We start from the raw sequence: 16,206 nt of genomic DNA, 5'->3' as shown, positions 1-16,206 counted from the left end.
GATCCCCATCGTCTTTCAGGTTGCAGCGTAGGGTCCGGCGGTCCCTTTTTGAGGAATGAACATGTTCGCAGACCAAGGCCCGATACTCCTTAACACCCATTTTGGCACCAGCAGCCCTTACTGGCATCTGGCGTTTGACAGTAATGCCCTGCAGTTGACGGCAATCAAAGGCAAAACACACCTTGCCGTGGCCCTCGACGAAATGCAGGCAGCGAAAATCCGCCGTCTGAGCGGGGTCACCGCCAGCCTGGATCTGACCATTCTGCTCAGCGGCCAACCCATCCACCTGCATTTGGTCGGCCGCCGGGTCAATAAATTAGAGTGGGCGGGCACCGCCTCTGCCTATACCGATACCGAGGCCGTGGCACGTGATTTGGTGCACGGCCTATCGTTTGCCGAACAGGTGGTGTCAGAGGCTAATTCCGTCATTGTCATCGTTGACCAACACGGCCGCGTCCAGCGCTTTAACCGCCTGAGCGAAGAGTATACCGGCCTGCAGGAACAGGATGTGATCGGCAAAAACGTCTTCAAGATGTTTATGAGCCCCGAAGAAGCCACAGCATCACGGCGCAATATTGCCACCTTCTTTCGCAACGGGGCCTCCTATGAGGTGGAGCGCTGGATCAAAACGGTCAAAGGCGAGCGGTTATTCCTGTTCCGCAACAAGTTCGTCCACAGCGGCAGCGGCAAAAAAGAGGTGTTCCTGATCTGTTCCGGCACGGATATCACCGAAGAACGCCGCGCCCAGGAACGCCTGCGGCTATTGGCCAATACCGATACCATCACCGGCCTGCCAAACCGCAACGCCATTCAGGATGATATTAACCGGGCGATTAGCGAACGCGGTGACAGCCACATTGGGCTGGTCTATCTCGATCTGGATAACTTCAAAAAAGTGAACGACGCCTATGGGCATATGTTTGGCGATCGCTTGCTGATCGAGGTGTCCCACGCCATTCTCAGTTGCCTGGATCATGGAGAAAAACTTGCCCGTCTGGGAGGCGATGAATTTCTGGTGCTGGTCACCCAGGCCGACCGGATCATGCTGCAAGAGCTGGCACAGCGCATTATCGAACGCTTGCAAATGCCCTTCCGCATCGGCCTGATCGAGGTCTACACCGGCTGTTCGATTGGCATTGCCCTGTGCCCGCAACATGGCCACGATCTGGACAGCCTGATCCGCAGCGCCGATACCGCCATGTACGTTGCCAAGGAACACGGCAAACGCACCTTTATCGTCTTCTCGCCGGAAATGAACCGCCGCGTTGCCGAATACATGTGGCTGGATACCAACCTGCGTAAGGGGCTGGAACAGGAGCAACTGGTGGTGTATTACCAACCCAAGGTCGCAACGCTCAACGGCGCCGTGCATAGCGTAGAGGCGCTGGTCCGCTGGGATTCGCCGGAGCGCGGGCTGATCCCACCATTACAGTTTATCTCCTACGCCGAAGAGTCCGGGCTGATTGCCCCACTTGGCCGCTGGGTGCTGCAAACCGCCGCTAAACAGGCAGCTATTTGGCAACGACAGGGGCTGAATTTGCGCATCGCGGTTAACCTTTCCGCCAGGCAGTTAGTGGATGACAGCGTGGTAAACGATCTGGTTGAGGTACTGCGAGAAAACCAGCTTTCTCCCTGCACGCTGGACTTTGAGCTGACCGAAAGCAGCCTGATAGAAGATGAAAACCGGGCGCGTGAGGTGATCGCCCGGCTACGGGCCTTGGGTGCACAGGTGCATCTGGATGATTTTGGCACCGGCTACTCCTCTCTGGCCCAGTTGGCACGTATCCCGCTGGACGCCATCAAGCTGGATCAAAGCTTTGTTCGCGGCGTCAATCTGGCCCCGGTATCACAATCATTGATACGCGCCATCGTCGCGGTCGCCGCAGCGCTACAGTTCAAGGTGATTGCCGAAGGGGTTGAGACAGACAGTGAAAATCGCTTCCTGGACTGCGTAGGAGTCGATGAAAAACAAGGATTCCTGTTCGCCCGGCCGATGCTGCCCGAGCAATTGGAACAGTGGCTGAAAACCTATAGCCCGCAATCACCAAAGTGATGCGGGCGTGAATTAACGCTTAGCCAGCGTGACGCTGATTAAGCGTGTGCCGATCCTGCAAGATCACCAACCGCTCAATGTACAGGCGATCCTTCTCCTCGATGGTAAAGGCCGAATGCACCCAATCTTCGGTAATATCCATCAGCTCGGAGCGGGATAACTGCAATACCCGCTGACGCGCGCGCAACATGGCACGCATACCGTTCAGCTTGGGCCTGATGGTGTCGATAAAGGTACGAGTCGCCATATAGGCATCCCCCGGTTGAAACAGCTTATCCACCAGCCCATAGCTTTCGAACCATTCGGCAGTATGAGATTCCCCGCTCCAGATCAGTTCTTCTGCCAGGCGCATGCCTGCCTTGCGGGCTACCAGTGAATAACCACCCATACCGGGAAACAGATTGAAGGCGATTTCTGGGAACCCCATCCGCACATTGTTCTGTGCCAAAACAAAATGGTGCGCCAATGCCGCCTCAAAACCGCCTCCTAGCGCGCTGCCCTCCACCATGGCGATGCTAATGGCCCCAGTATCAAAACCTCGTGCTGCGGCATGCACACAGTCGATACAGGCCCGGGCATACGCCATCATCGCCTCACGCTTGCGGTTTTTGATCGCTTCGGCAAAAAAGCTCAGATCCCCGCCGACGTTAAACATGTTTTGCACCAGCGAGCCGGTGACCCAAAAGTCGAACTGCAACGTCGACTCTTTCGCCGCCTGCGCCAGCGTCATGATGTCTTCTATCAGCGCCTGATTGAAGCAAGGGCGCGGCTCTGCACGCATTAGCATCCACATAATGTGGCGATCTTCCTCGTAATAAGCGGAAAGTTGCGACAGGTTGCCCGCTTCGGTAAATGGGCGACAGGTGGGATGATTGAATAATTTCATAAGACCTTCCATTTTATCTATTGATTCAGGAGATAACCGTTCCAGCCCCTACGGCTGCAGTAGGCGCAAACCGGGTAAAAAAGCGCGCGCCATAAGATGAGTAAAAGCCTTCCTGGCGCTGAGATAGATAAAATTGCAGGGATCCGGCAGAAAATCAGATGTGTGGTGAATAGGACAAAATCGAACAATCTCGCTTGCAGCTGTGGGTAGAGGCCATTATCAGAATTAACCCAATCTCGCTCATAACGGCCAAATCGAGGGCATATTTGGCTATAATCAAGCACATGCCCATTGATTTACCTGAAGGATACCGTGACGTAATGCAGAATAAAGCCGCTCCAGAGCAGCCTGAGGCCATTGAGAAACCGACGATCGCCATCAAAACCGGCAACCAAAAACTGGATAAAGGCCTTTCGGGGTTCGCTCGCCTGATAGAGCGCGTTAAAGCCTGGCCCACCATCGCTCACCTACTGCGAGCCACAGAACGCTTCAACGACCGTCTTGGCAGCCAGTTTGGCGCCGCCATTACCTACTTCTCGTTTCTCTCTTTGATCCCGATCCTGATGGTGTCGTTTGCCGCCGTGGGCTTTGTGCTGGCATCTAACCCGGATTTGCTGGCCGAATTGATCAACAAGATCGTCAATAGCATCAGCGATCCCACCCTGGCCAGTACCTTGAAGAACACGGTAAACACCGCCATTCAGCAACGTACTACCGTCGGCCTGACCGGCCTGGCGCTGGCGCTGTACTCCGGCATCAGTTGGATGGGCAACCTGCGTGAGGCGATCCGCGCACAATCCCGCGACGTCTGGGAACGCAATCCGCAGGATCAGGAGAAAATCTATTTTCGCTACACCCGCGATTTTATTTCATTAACCGGCCTGGTGGTGGCGCTGATCGTCACGCTGTCGTTAACCTCGATTGCGGGTTCTGCCCAAGCAGCCATCGTGCATGCGTTGGGGCTCGATGGCATTGAATGGCTGCGGCCGGCGATGACGTTGATCGCACTGTCGATCTCCATCTTTGCCAACTACCTGCTGTTTCTGTGGATCTTCTGGATGCTGCCGCGCCATAAGCCGAAGAAAAAAGCGCTGCTGCGCGGCACGCTAATCGCCGCAATTGGCTTTGAGGCGATCAAGTTTGTGATGACCATGACGCTACCGCAGGTCGCCAAATCGCCTTCCGGTGCCGCCTTTGGCTCGGTGATCGGGCTGATGGCTTTCTTCTACTTTTTTGCCCGCCTGACGCTGTTTTGCGCCGCCTGGATTGCCACGGCAGAGTATAAAGAGGACAAAACCCTGCCGCAGGGCAAGTGAATATCCACCATCAGCATTGCATTCATGCCAGTCGCAAGGTTGCGACTGGTTTTTTATTTCGATAATCAAACCAAAAAGCAGTCAATAGCTCTAAAACCTGACTAACCAACCGGCCAAAACCAGCATAACAAACTACCCTATAACTTTTCTTTTCGCCTTTTCCAGTCATTCTCTCTGCTTATAGCCCACTTCACCACGTTAACGACCATAGAATATCAACTCGTTAAAACATTAGTCTTTTTAACAGTTTATTTGCCAGATAGTACAAAATCTCCCCGTTGAAAAGCCATTTTGCTATGACTAAGATGAATTTTTCCCTAGTCAAAATATAAGAAATAACTATGCAAGCCACCATCGCAACCCCCTTGGACGCCGATACCGCGTCCACACCGGTTAACTCCCGGGGAAAAGTCATCGTCGCCTCTCTGGTCGGTACCGCCATCGAGTTCTTTGATTTCTATATTTATGCCACCGCTGCGGTGATCGTGTTCCCGCATATCTTCTTCCCACAGGGCGATCCTGCCGCCGCCACGCTGCAATCGCTGGCCACCTTCGCCATCGCCTTTGTGGCGCGGCCAATCGGTTCTGCCCTGTTCGGCCACTTCGGCGATCGCGTCGGGCGGAAGGTAACTTTGGTAGCTTCACTGCTGACCATGGGGATTTCCACCGTGCTGATCGGCCTGCTGCCAAGCTATGCAACCATTGGCATCTTTGCACCGATACTGCTGGCGTTGGCACGCTTTGGCCAAGGCCTGGGTCTGGGTGGCGAATGGGGCGGAGCCGCGTTGCTGGCCACCGAGAATGCGCCTGCCAACAAGCGGGCGCTGTACGGCTCGTTCCCACAGTTGGGGGCACCGATAGGCTTCTTCTTCGCCAACGGCACCTTCCTGCTACTCTCCTGGTTGCTGACCGATGAACAGTTCATGACCTGGGGCTGGCGCGTACCGTTTATCCTCTCTGCCGCGCTGGTGCTGGTTGGCCTGTATGTGCGTATTTCGCTGCACGAGACTCCGGTTTTTGCCAAAGTGGCCAAAGCAGGCAAACAGGTGAAGGTCCCGCTAGGGACGCTGCTGAGCAAGCACAAAAAGGCTACCATCCTGGGTACCTTCATCATGCTGGCGACCTATACGCTGTTCTACCTGATGACCGTTTACTCCATGACCTACGGCACGGCCGCAGAGCCACTGGGGCTGGGCTATTCGCGTAACAGCTTCCTGTGGATGCTGATGGTGGCGGTGATTGGTTTTGGCGTGATGGTGCCTATCGCCGGTTTGCTGGCCGATGCCTTTGGCCGCCGCAAGACCATGATTGTCATCACTCTGTTGATGATCGGCTTTGCCTTCCTGTTCCCGAGCATGCTGGGTTCCGGCAATCAGCTGTTGGTGATGGCTTTCCTGCTGCTTGGGCTGAGCATTATGGGCCTGACCTTTGGCCCGATGGGCGCGCTGCTGCCTGAACTGTTCCCAACCGAAGTGCGCTACACCGGGGCCTCGTTCTCGTATAACGTGGCCTCGATCCTGGGGGCTTCGGTAGCGCCTTATATTGCGACCTGGTTGGCTAACAACTACGGGCTGTTCTACGTTGGTATGTACCTGGCGGCCATGGCTAGCCTGACGCTGATCGCGCTGCTGCTGATGAAAGAAACCCGCCACACATCGCTGTAATCCTCTCCCGGCCCCCTACCTATGGGGGCCTGTTTGTCTGTTGTCACAAATCCCGGCTATGCTATCCCCTCATTTGCTGAGGAAACCCGCCCATGTCGTTGCGCCGTTGGCTCTGTTTGTCTGTTACGTTGCTGATTATTATCGCCATTGCTGCCTATTTCTGGCTAAAACCGGCCCACCCGGATGCACTGTGGCATATCGTCAGCCAGCAATGCCTGCCAAATCAGCAGCAAAACCATAATCCGGCCCCCTGCGCACAGGTAGATGAGCAGGCCGGGTTCGTGGTGCTGAAAGACCGCAATGGGCCTTTGCAATACCTGTTGATGCCAACGGCCAAAATCACCGGCATTGAAAGTCCGCAGGTATTACAGTCCGACACCGCCAACTTCTTCGCCTTAGCCTGGCAGGCCCGGCATTTTATGACGGATAAACTCGGTAAACCGATCGACGATGCCGTCATCTCACTGGCGATCAACTCTGAATATGGCCGTACGCAAAATCAGCTGCATATTCATATCTCCTGCCTGCAACCGGCGGTAAAAACCCGGCTGGCGCAGCTGCAAGGGGATTTCAGCGAAAGCTGGCAGCCGCTACCCGGTGGATTGCTGGGGCATGATTATTTGGCTCGCCGCGCCAGCGCTGCTGAACTCAAGCAGCTTGGGGCATTCCGTTTGCTGGCTCAGGGCGTTGAGGGCTCTAGTGATAATATGGGGAGCTATGGCATGGCGATGACGGCCTTACCGGGAGGGGATTTCCTCCTGCTGGCTGTGAAACGTAATTTGTGGCAGCTGAATCTGGCCTCAGCCGAAGAGATCCAGGATCACAGCTGCCAGGTACTACAGTAATCTTGGATCACTTCTTGTTCTTTATCTGCTGCAGGATCTTGCCACACTGGTTTTCTTCGCCACCGTCACTCGGTGAAACCAGGGCCAGCAATGCCGCTGCCGGAGCAACGACAACGCCCAACGCCACAGCAGCCACCCCGCGGGCAATCAATGGCCCGGCCTTCACGCCCGCGTCCGGTTTTTTGAATGTCCCTTTAACATACAGCGGCGAACGCAGGGTCAGTACCCGCATCCCTTTGCTTTCTGGGTCGATGGACAGATCCAGCCGCTCGGTGGCGAAATTGATATTGCCGCTGATGTTGATGATGGCGTTTTCCGTATCAAACACGAACAGCCGTGGCGTCGCCAACCCGCTGCGAATGCCGACATCCGCCGCCGCACAGTTGATCCCCACCTCGTCATCGCCAAACAGTTGAGCTACCAGGTAGTTGCCTACGTTCAGGCCCAGAATTTCCATCAGGCTGCGGCTGATCACGCCGTCATTGATCAGCAGGCGCAGGTCGCCGCTGCTGGTTGCCAGCAAGTCGGCTACCGAGTTGCCGCTGCCTGTCAATTTGGCATCGCCGTTCAATTCTCCCAGGCTACGCTTCATCGACTCCACGTTCGGCAGCAGCTGTTTCAGCTGGAACTTACGCGCATGCATATCCACCCGGCCCTGCATCGGGCTCTTGCTACCATCAAGACGGACGGTGGCATTCAGGTTCCCCCCGGCCACGCCGAAGCGCAGCGGGTCCATCAGGATCACCGCGTTATCCAGCTTAAGGTGGGTATTCAGATCGCTCAGCGGCAGCGAACTGCCATGCTCAATGCGTTTGGCGGTAAATTTGACGTCGGCATCCATTACCCCCCAGCTTTTGGTTTCGAACTTCTCAACCGGCAGCACTTTATCGCTCGGCTGGCGGGTCTTCTCGCCGCGATTGGCTTTCTGCTGATTGGAGTCCGCACCGATCAATGGCGCAAGATCGGCAAAACGCAGCTGTTTGGAAAGCACCTCTCCACTCAACTTGGGCCGAGGGTGGCTCGCAACGTACTTCAAATCCCCATGGATATCGCTGTCACCGATCTTGCCGTCAAAGCCCTGATACTGGAATACCGCACCGCCCGGTTGATGCAACTGGGCGATCAGATGACCATCGGTAGCATAAGGAGGGGTATTCGGTAACAACACGCCGGTCAGCGCATACAGGTTTCCCAGGCTGTCACCGGAGAATTTCAGCCGTAGATCCAGACCGCCAAGGTTCAGCGGATCGGACAGCGTTCCCACGACCTGCACTCTGGTATTGCCAGAACGGACATCGACCTGCAGTGGGAACGGTATATCAGCGCTTTGCAGTGACAGCATGCCCCCCATCTTGCCACTGCCTGACAGCGCTTCACCGTGGTATTTTCCTTTAACCTTCCAGCCGAAAACATAATCCGGCGTCGTCGCTTTATCCCCCGGCTGTTTACCCGCAACTTCACTAAAGGGCAGAGGCTTGCCAAGTGGGTCGATCAGCGCCTGGAAATCGGCCTTGAGGGTGGCGTCTTTAAAATCAATCTGGCCGCGATCGAACACGATATCGTGAATGCTGACCGACCAGTCTGACTGTGGTTGGTTGGGGTCTTTATCGGCGCTGTTGGCCAGGTTGAAGGTCCAGTTATTGTCACCGTTCGCCAGGCGCTGTAGCGAGGCATTTGGCTGCTTCAACCAGATACGCGGGATCAGTACCTCTTTGCCCAGCAGCGCCAATGGCGCAATCGAGGCATCGACACGTTGCAGTGTGACCATCTCGTCGCCCGGTATCTTGGCCGGGTTGCCCAGCATAATATCTTCGGCGTGGATATGCGGCCAAGGTACCCAGGCACGCCAACCCCCCTCATCCTGGTGACGTTCCCAGTTAACGCCCAGATCGCCACGAATAGCAAACGGGCGCTGCAGCTCGGCAGAGACTTTGCTATTGATGGTGGGTTTGAGACGGTTCCAATCGAAGGTGGCAATGAAGACCACCAAAACCACGATGATCAGCAGCACGATGCCGCCAATCCAGCTAAAAGTTTTGCCCATTCTTGTCATAACAGCTCCCTCGAGGCGATAGCAGACTGCTCAAATTGATAAGCAGCCTTACTGAAAGCCTAGTAGAGGATAGGCCTAAGTTCACGCTTTGGGAACTAATGGGTCAGGGGGTGGGGGCAGTAAACCGCGTAGGCAGGGTTTTAAGCTGGTCAAAATGTGCAGGGCGGCTAAGGTAATACCCTTGGGCGGCAAACGCACCAGAACGCTGTACCAGCCGCCATTCCTGCTCTGTTTCTACCCCTTCGACAATCACCCCGTCGCTGTGCTGGCTCATCAGGCGCACCAGAGTAAAAAACAGCTGGATGCCCTCATCGCTCTGCTTGAGCAACATAAACAGCTCGCGCGCCACCTTGATATACTGATAACGCCAGCTGCTGACCGCGGAGAAATTCGCCAGCCCGCTACCGAAATCATCCAGCCACAGGCGCTCCGCCCCGGGGATATGCTGCAGCGGTCCATTCAACGCCCTGTCTGCCTGCTCCACCAGCTCAAAACGCAGGTAAGGCATGACGCTGATTTGTCGCTGCATCGCCGGGTGCCGCTGTAGGGCCTGCAATGCCTTACCGTCGATATTGATGGAGACCATTAGCGCATGACGGGTAAACAGGGGCTGCCATTGCTGCAGTAAATCGAGCTGTTCCTGAATGACCGCCAGGCGCTGGCGTAGCCCCAGCGCAGCAAAGTAATGTTCTGGGGATACCGGCTTATTCGGTGACGCCGGATGATGTACCGCCGTGAGCAACTCCACCGCCAGCAGTTTGCCGCAGGTGCGGTAAATAGGTTGAAAAGTATACAAACGCCGACACTGCCGCCAGTAATGGAAGACCTTGGCACGCTGCCAGGCGGCAAACAATGGCGTCAGTAAACCAGAGATCATGTTGGTTATCATCGGTACTATCGCCATTAGGGAATGGGAACGATAACGTTGCCGGAAATTTGTCGATCTTGTTATCGGCAACGCACAATAAAACTTTAAGCTTGGGTAAAAGGTCCCTACATTAAGCCATTACCTACATGCAACGTTTCGATAACAAGAGGAAATTTTAATGCCCTACGTAAATATCAAAATTACCCGCGAGGGTGCAACCGCGGAGCAGAAAAAACAGCTAATCGCAGGCGTAACCCAACTGTTGGTCGATACGCTCGGCAAAAACCCCGCCACTACCGTGGTGGTGATCGATGAAGTGGAGACCGATAACTGGGGGATTGGTGGTCAATGCGTCACCGATCTGCGCGCGGCAGCCAAGTAGTTTTTCTTCCTCAACGGCGGGAAACTTCGCGTTTCCCGATCGCGATCATAAACTAATTAAAACGCTGTTTTATTCCTATTGACTCGCTTCGCCCTTGCGTTGAGACTGGACGTATTCGCAGCAACCAGACTCATTATCAAGCCAGGGATTATCATGAACAGCAAAAACCTCGCCGTGATCGGCGAATGCATGATCGAACTGTCGCAGAAAGGCGCCGATCTCAGCCGTGGATTCGGTGGCGACACTCTCAACACTGCCGTCTATATCGCCCGCCAGGTGCCGCAACAGGCACTGAACGTGCATTATGTCACCGCGCTGGGCACCGACAGCTTCAGCCGGGAAATGCTGCAAACCTGGCAGCAGGAGCAGGTGAAAACCGATCTGATCCAGCAATTGGACAACAAGCTGCCGGGGCTGTACGTGATCGAAACCGACGATACCGGCGAGCGCACCTTCTATTATTGGCGTAACGATGCTGCCGCCCGCTACTGGCTGGATGGCCCCCAGGCAGAGAGCCTGTGCGCGCAGCTGGCGCAGTTTGATTACCTGTATCTGAGCGGTATCAGCGTGGCGATCCTCAACCCTGCCAGCCGGGCCAAATTGCTGACCCTGCTGCGCCAATGCCGAGCCAACGGCGGCAAAGTGATCTTCGATAACAACTATCGGCCACGGCTGTGGCAAAGCCAGCAAGAGACTCAGCAGGCCTATCGCGAGATCCTGGCCTGTACCGACATCGCTTTCCTGACGCTGGATGATGAAGATTTACTGTGGGGTAAACAGCCGGTTGAGCAGGTGGTGAGCCGCACGCGTGACTTTGGCGTAAGTGAGATTGTGATTAAGCGTGGCGCAGATTCCTGCCTGGTGTTCAGCGCCGATGGGGAAACCCACGACGTACCAGCGGTCAAACTGCCAAAAGAGAAAGTGATTGATACCACCGCCGCCGGGGATTCCTTCAGCGCGGGCTATCTGGCTGTACGCCTGACCGGCGGTGATGCCGTTAGCGCGGCCAAACGTGGCCACCTGACCGCCAGCACGGTGATCCAGTATCGCGGGGCCATTATCCCACGCGAGGCGATGCCGCAGTAATTTCCGTCGTCTAGATAGACGAAAGGCCAGCAACGATGCTGGCCTTTTTAGTTGGCCCGATAAATCGGGCCGCTACAATCTTGGTGCTTAACCAGCTACTGCGATACGTTTCATATCGGTCATATAGCCACGCAGTTTGCGGCCAACGGATTCGATCGGGTGGTTGCGAACCGCTTCGTTCACGTCACGCAGCTGCGCGTTGTCAACGGTGGTACCAGCAACAGATTTACCCAAATCGCCCGCTTGCAGAGTGGTCATGAACTCTTTCAGCAACGGTACCGCCGCATAAGAGAACAGGTAGTTACCGTATTCTGCAGTATCGGAGATCACCACGTTCATTTCATACAGACGCTTACGCGCGATGGTGTTAGCGATCAGCGGCAACTCGTGCAGTGATTCGTAGTAAGCAGACTCTTCGATGATGCCTGAATCCACCATGGTTTCGAAGGCCAGCTCAACACCCGCTTTCACCATTGCTACCATCAGTACGCCGTTGTCGAAGTATTCCTGCTCGCTGATTTTGCCTTCAAACTGCGGCGCGGTTTCGAAAGCGGTTTTGCCGGTCTCTTCACGCCAGGTCAGCAGTTTCACATCGTCTGCGGCCCAGTCGGCCATCATACCGCTGGAGAATTCGCCAGAGATGATGTCGTCCATGTGCTTCTGGAACAGCGGAGCCATGATGCCTTTCAGTTGCTCAGACAGCGCATAGGCACGCAGTTTCGCCGGGTTGGACAGGCGGTCCATCATCAGGGTGATACCGCCCTGCTTCAGCGCTTCGGTGATGGTTTCCCAGCCGAACTGGATCAGTTTTTCTGCGTACGCCGGGTCGGTACCTTCAGACACCAGCTTGTCGAAGCACAGCAGAGAACCCGCTTGCAGCATACCGCACAGGATGGTCTGCTCGCCCATCAGGTCAGATTTCACTTCTGCCACGAAGGAAGATTCCAGCACGCCTGCACGATGGCCGCCGGTGGCTGCCGCCCATGCCTTGGCAATCGCCATGCCTTCGCCTTTTGGATCGTTTTCCGGGTGAACCGCGATCAGCGTTGGTACACCGAAACCACGTTTGTATTCTTCACGCACTTCGGTACCTGGGCACTTAGGTGCAACCATCACTACGGTGATGTCTTTACGAACCTGCTCGCCCACTTCAACGATGTTGAAGCCGTGGGAGTAGCCCAGCGCAGCACCGTCTTTCATCAGCGGCTGTACGGCACGAACTACTGAGGTGTGCTGCTTGTCTGGCGTCAGGTTAACTACCAGATCGGCCTGCGGGATCAGATCTTCGTAGGTGCCAACCTTGAAGCCGTTCTCGGTGGCTTTGCGCCATGAGGCACGCTTCTCGGCAATCGCTTCTTTACGCAGCGCATAAGCCACGTCCAGGCCGGAATCACGCATGTTCAGACCCTGGTTCAGACCCTGAGCACCACAGCCGACAATCACCACTTTTTTCCCTTTCAGGTAACCGGCTTCATCCGCAAATTCGTCACGCGCCATGAAACGGCACTTACCCAATTGCGCCAACTGCTGACGCAGGTTCAATGTGTTGAAATAGTTAGCCATGGTGATGCTCCAGTTAATGTTGTGTCGTGCAATATTATTCTCATCCCCGCCCTGTCGGTACGGGATCCGTTGAAACCAATGTATAACAGGAATTGCGTTGCTTAAATTGATATATTACGAACGTGACGTTGCAATTTCTGCAACACCCCGCTGCGAGCGTACTGATTATGGACTTACGTGATCTCAAGCTGTTCCTGCACCTGGCGGAAAGCCATCACTTTGGCCGTACCGCCAAGGCGATGCACGTCAGCCCCTCCACGCTTTCCCGCCAGATCCAACGGCTGGAAGAAACGCTTGGACAACCGCTGTTTCTGCGTGATAACCGCACCGTAGAGCTGACCGATGCGGGTGAACAGCTGAAAGTGTTCGCACAACAAACGCTGCTGCAGTATCAGCAGTTGAAACATTCGCTTGGCCAGCACGGCCCATCGCTGAGCGGCGAACTGCGTTTGTTCTGCTCGGTCACCGCCGCTTACAGCCATCTGCCGCCGATCCTCGATCGCTTCCGTGCTCAGCATCCCCTGGTTGAAATCAAATTGACCACCGGTGATGCCGCCGATGCGGTGGACAAAGTGCAGTCCAACGAGGCCGACCTTGGTATCGCCGGGCGGCCTGAAACCCTCCCCACCAGCGTCGCCTTCACCCAAATCGGTGAGATCCCGCTGGTGCTGATTGCTCCCGCTCTGCCGTGCGCGGTTCGAACGCAGGCTTTTGCCGAGCAGCCGGACTGGGCCAATATGCCGTTTATCCTGCCGGAGCATGGCCCATCACGAAAACGCATCGAGCTGTGGTTCCGCCGCCAGCACATCACCAATCCGCTGATTTACGCCACCGTCGGTGGGCATGAGGCGATTGTTTCGATGGTGGCATTAGGCTGCGGTATCGCGCTGATCCCCAGCGTGGTGGTAGACAATAGCCCAGAGCCAGTTCGCAACCGCATTTCTCAGTTGGAGAATATCTCGATGGTCGAACCGTTCGAACTGGGGGTCTGCGTGCCGAAAAAACGCCTCAACGAACCGCTGATTGAGGCGTTCTGGCAACTTTTGTGAATAGCAGTGCGATCCCCACTCAAAACTCAATGAGGTTGTTTATCACAACTTAATAATACCCTATGGATTTCAAGTCACAGTTAGGCGGCCAGCTCGCTCATCCCCAGGAGCTTACTTTTGGGTGAGTGAGTGCAGCCAACAACGCTGTGGCTTGAAAGACGACGGGTATTCATAGGTCTTGGGGATCGACCTGCTTCATCGCTTCTACCTGCATCAGCCACTGGTACAGCGGCTCCAACTGCTGGAAACCCTGGGTCAAGGTAGCGACCAGATCGGCGCTGAACAGCTTTTCCACCTGATTATCTGTGGCCATCACCGCAAAGGACTTACGGTTGTACCAAGTGGCAATCTCCGGTGCCTGCTCCAACACTCGCGGGCGCTTATAGCTTTCCCCCACCAGCTCGAACGGCGCGCGGCAGCACTCGGCCACCTCCAAAAACGGCTGTGGCCTGCGCAGCAAGGTATGGCGAAACAGATCCATGGTGGCTTTGTCGGCGCTGTAATAGCCCAGGCCATAACGCAGCATATCCGGCCCCAGCTCAAAGAAATACACCGGTGCCAGCTTCCAGTCTTTGCTTGGCCGCTTGAAGGTCAGCCACATACGGCTACGATAGCGGGATTTATCATGGGAAAAACGCGTGTCGCGATGAATGCGCGACAGCGTTTTGCCAATGGCCGGACGGGTTTCAAACTGCGGGTCAATCATCAGCATCGCAGGACTCAGTGCATCCACCAGCGAACGAAACGGTGTTAACAGCTCACGGTCATACACGCCCCGATTGGCATCAAACCACTCCTTGTCGTTCTCGATCCGCACCTGTTGCAGGAAGTCCAGCCCTTGTTGGCTGAACCCGGTGAACTCATTGGTCATACGCAATCCTTGTCGCCGAGGTTAGCCCTGTAGGAAGAACCGGAAGGCCGGGTTGTCGGTCTCATCATGGCAGTCGTAACCCAACGCCTGCAGGTGCTGCTCAAACTCTGGCTCGGTCTGCGAAAGTTCAAACCCTGCCAACACGCGACCAAAATCGGTGCCGTGGCTGCGGTAGTGGAACAGCGAAATATTCCAGTGCGTGCCCAGCGTTTGCAGGAACTTGAGCAGAGCGCCCGGTGACTCTGGGAACTCAAAGCTGTACAGACGCTCACGCAGCGGTTTCGAAGGCCGCCCGCCAACCATGTAACGCACGTGCAGTTTCGCCATCTCATCGTCGGACAGGTCCACTACCTGATAGCCATCACGGTTCAGCTCATCGATGATTTCCAGCCGCTCGGTATGGCCTCGGGTCAGGCGGACACCGACAAAAATGCAGGCGTTGTCGGCATCGGCATAGCGGTAGTTAAACTCGGTAACCGCACGGCCGCCTAACAGCTGGCAGAACTTCAGGAAGCTGCCCTTCTGTTCTGGAATGGTCACTGCCAGCAGCGCTTCGCGTTGTTCGCCCAGTTCGCAGCGTTCGGAAACGTAGCGCAGGCCGTGGAAATTCACGTTGGCACCGGAAAGCACGTGGGCCAGCCGCTCACCCTGAATATTGTGCTGCTGCACGTATTTTTTCAGCCCTGCCAACGCCAGCGCGCCAGAAGGTTCGGCGATGGCCCGCACGTCTTCGAACAGGTCTTTCACCGCTGCACAGATCGCATCGCTGTCGACGGTGATCACGTCATCCAGGTATTCACGGCACAAACGGAAGGTTTCATCACCGATGCGCTTTACCGCCACGCCTTCGGCAAACAGCCCAACTCGCGCCAGATCGACCGGCTGCCCGGCATCCAGCGCCGCACGCAGGCAGGCCGAATCCTCGGCTTCCACGCCAATCACTTTGATTTGTGGCATCAACTGCTTGATCAGCACCGCCACACCGGCCGCCAGGCCACCACCGCCAACCGGGACAAACACCCGGTCCAGGTGCGCGTCCTGCTGCAACAGCTCCATCGCCAAAGTGCCCTGCCCGGCAATCACTGCCGGGTGATCGAACGGTGGCACGAAGGTCATGCCCTGCTGCTGCGAGAGCTCAATCGCCTTGACCTTGGCTTCGTCGAAGTTGGCACCGTGCAGTAACACTTCACCGCCGAAGCCGCGCACCGCATCAACCTTGATATCCGCCGTCGACACCGGCATCACGATCAGGGTTTTGATCCCCAAACGGTTGCCGGAAAAGGCGACGCCCTGTGCATGGTTGCCCGCAGAGGCCGTGACCACGCCACGTGCCCTCTGCTCTTCATCCAGGCTGGCGATCATCGCGTAAGCCCCGCGCAGCTTAAAGCTGTGCACCGGCTGGCGATCTTCGCGCTTCACCAGAATGGTATTGCCGAGGCGCGAAGAGATTTTGCCCATTGTCTGTAACGGGGTGACCTGAGCCACCTCGTAAACTGGCGAGCGGAGTACCGCTCGCAAATATTCCGCGCCGCAGGGGGCGTCGGGTAGGGGTTGTGATACCGCCATGGTG

General features: G+C 55.9%; 13 protein-coding genes. 7 read left to right on the top strand and 6 right to left on the bottom strand.

Annotation, left to right across the window (positions count from 1 at the left end):
- Positions 1 to 61: 61 nt before the first annotated feature.
- The gene (gene pdeR, locus JHD74_RS15795) at positions 62 to 2,053 is read left to right on the top strand and encodes a cyclic di-GMP phosphodiesterase (protein ID WP_024527656.1); all 1,992 of its coding nucleotides are present in this window, start codon (positions 62 to 64) and stop codon (positions 2,051 to 2,053) included.
- A 19-nt stretch (positions 2,054 to 2,072) separates the two neighbouring features.
- Here pdeR and JHD74_RS15790 read toward each other — a convergent pair whose 3' ends face one another.
- Positions 2,073 to 2,939 carry a crotonase/enoyl-CoA hydratase family protein gene (locus tag JHD74_RS15790; protein ID WP_024527657.1) on the bottom strand — a complete coding sequence of 289 codons (867 nt, stop codon included), beginning with the start codon at positions 2,937 to 2,939 and terminating at the stop codon, positions 2,073 to 2,075.
- A 320-nt stretch (positions 2,940 to 3,259) separates the two neighbouring features.
- Between JHD74_RS15790 and yhjD the strand changes: the two genes are divergently transcribed.
- The 3 genes from yhjD (at position 3,260) to JHD74_RS15775 (ending at position 6,764) form a co-directional block, all read left to right on the top strand.
- The gene (gene yhjD, locus JHD74_RS15785; RefSeq protein WP_024527658.1) at positions 3,260 to 4,255 is read left to right on the top strand and encodes an inner membrane protein YhjD; all 996 of its coding nucleotides are present in this window, start codon (positions 3,260 to 3,262) and stop codon (positions 4,253 to 4,255) included.
- A gap of 341 nt (positions 4,256 to 4,596) precedes the next feature.
- A complete protein-coding gene (locus JHD74_RS15780; RefSeq protein WP_199063047.1) occupies positions 4,597 to 5,919 on the top strand; it encodes an MFS transporter in 1,323 nt (440 codons plus the stop codon).
- Between the two features lie 92 nt (positions 5,920 to 6,011).
- The gene (locus tag JHD74_RS15775; protein ID WP_199063046.1) at positions 6,012 to 6,764 is read left to right on the top strand and encodes a CDP-diacylglycerol diphosphatase; all 753 of its coding nucleotides are present in this window, start codon (positions 6,012 to 6,014) and stop codon (positions 6,762 to 6,764) included.
- 7 nt (positions 6,765 to 6,771) lie between these two features.
- On the opposite strand, the gene JHD74_RS15770 is transcribed toward JHD74_RS15775, so the two are convergent.
- The gene (locus JHD74_RS15770) at positions 6,772 to 8,817 is read right to left on the bottom strand and encodes an AsmA family protein (protein WP_199063045.1); all 2,046 of its coding nucleotides are present in this window, start codon (positions 8,815 to 8,817) and stop codon (positions 6,772 to 6,774) included.
- Positions 8,818 to 8,920: 103 nt separating this feature from the next.
- A complete protein-coding gene (gene pdeH / locus JHD74_RS15765; protein ID WP_199063044.1) occupies positions 8,921 to 9,721 on the bottom strand; it encodes a cyclic-guanylate-specific phosphodiesterase in 801 nt (266 codons plus the stop codon).
- Positions 9,722 to 9,863: 142 nt separating this feature from the next.
- Here pdeH and JHD74_RS15760 point away from each other — a divergent pair, with 142 nt between their 5' ends.
- Both JHD74_RS15760 and JHD74_RS15755 read left to right on the top strand, forming a co-directional pair.
- A complete protein-coding gene (locus tag JHD74_RS15760; protein WP_021181815.1) occupies positions 9,864 to 10,067 on the top strand; it encodes a 2-hydroxymuconate tautomerase family protein in 204 nt (67 codons plus the stop codon).
- A 153-nt stretch (positions 10,068 to 10,220) separates the two neighbouring features.
- Positions 10,221 to 11,153 carry a sugar kinase gene (locus JHD74_RS15755; protein WP_074030191.1) on the top strand — a complete coding sequence of 311 codons (933 nt, stop codon included), beginning with the start codon at positions 10,221 to 10,223 and terminating at the stop codon, positions 11,151 to 11,153.
- A gap of 87 nt (positions 11,154 to 11,240) precedes the next feature.
- Here the strand turns inward: JHD74_RS15755 and ilvC are convergent, their stop codons facing one another.
- Positions 11,241 to 12,716 (bottom strand): ketol-acid reductoisomerase, encoded by a 1,476-nt coding sequence (gene ilvC / locus JHD74_RS15750; protein WP_021181818.1) that lies wholly within the window; start codon positions 12,714 to 12,716, stop codon positions 11,241 to 11,243.
- Positions 12,717 to 12,883: 167 nt separating this feature from the next.
- Between ilvC and ilvY the strand changes: the two genes are divergently transcribed.
- On the top strand, positions 12,884 to 13,765 hold the full coding sequence (gene ilvY / locus JHD74_RS15745; protein ID WP_024527663.1) for an HTH-type transcriptional activator IlvY: 882 nt from the start codon (positions 12,884 to 12,886) through the stop codon (positions 13,763 to 13,765).
- A 169-nt stretch (positions 13,766 to 13,934) separates the two neighbouring features.
- Here the strand turns inward: ilvY and JHD74_RS15740 are convergent, their stop codons facing one another.
- On the bottom strand, positions 13,935 to 14,636 hold the full coding sequence (locus JHD74_RS15740) for a DUF2461 domain-containing protein (protein WP_074030189.1): 702 nt from the start codon (positions 14,634 to 14,636) through the stop codon (positions 13,935 to 13,937).
- A gap of 21 nt (positions 14,637 to 14,657) precedes the next feature.
- The gene (ilvA, locus tag JHD74_RS15735; RefSeq protein WP_024527665.1) at positions 14,658 to 16,202 is read right to left on the bottom strand and encodes a threonine ammonia-lyase, biosynthetic; all 1,545 of its coding nucleotides are present in this window, start codon (positions 16,200 to 16,202) and stop codon (positions 14,658 to 14,660) included.
- Positions 16,203 to 16,206: the final 4 nt, after the last annotated feature.

The sequence above is a fragment of the Serratia sp. ASV30 genome, from assembly GCF_016428815.1.
Lineage (GTDB): Bacteria > Pseudomonadota > Gammaproteobacteria > Enterobacterales > Enterobacteriaceae > Chania > Chania fonticola_C.
This window is presented reverse-complemented; position numbering and strand designations above follow the sequence as displayed.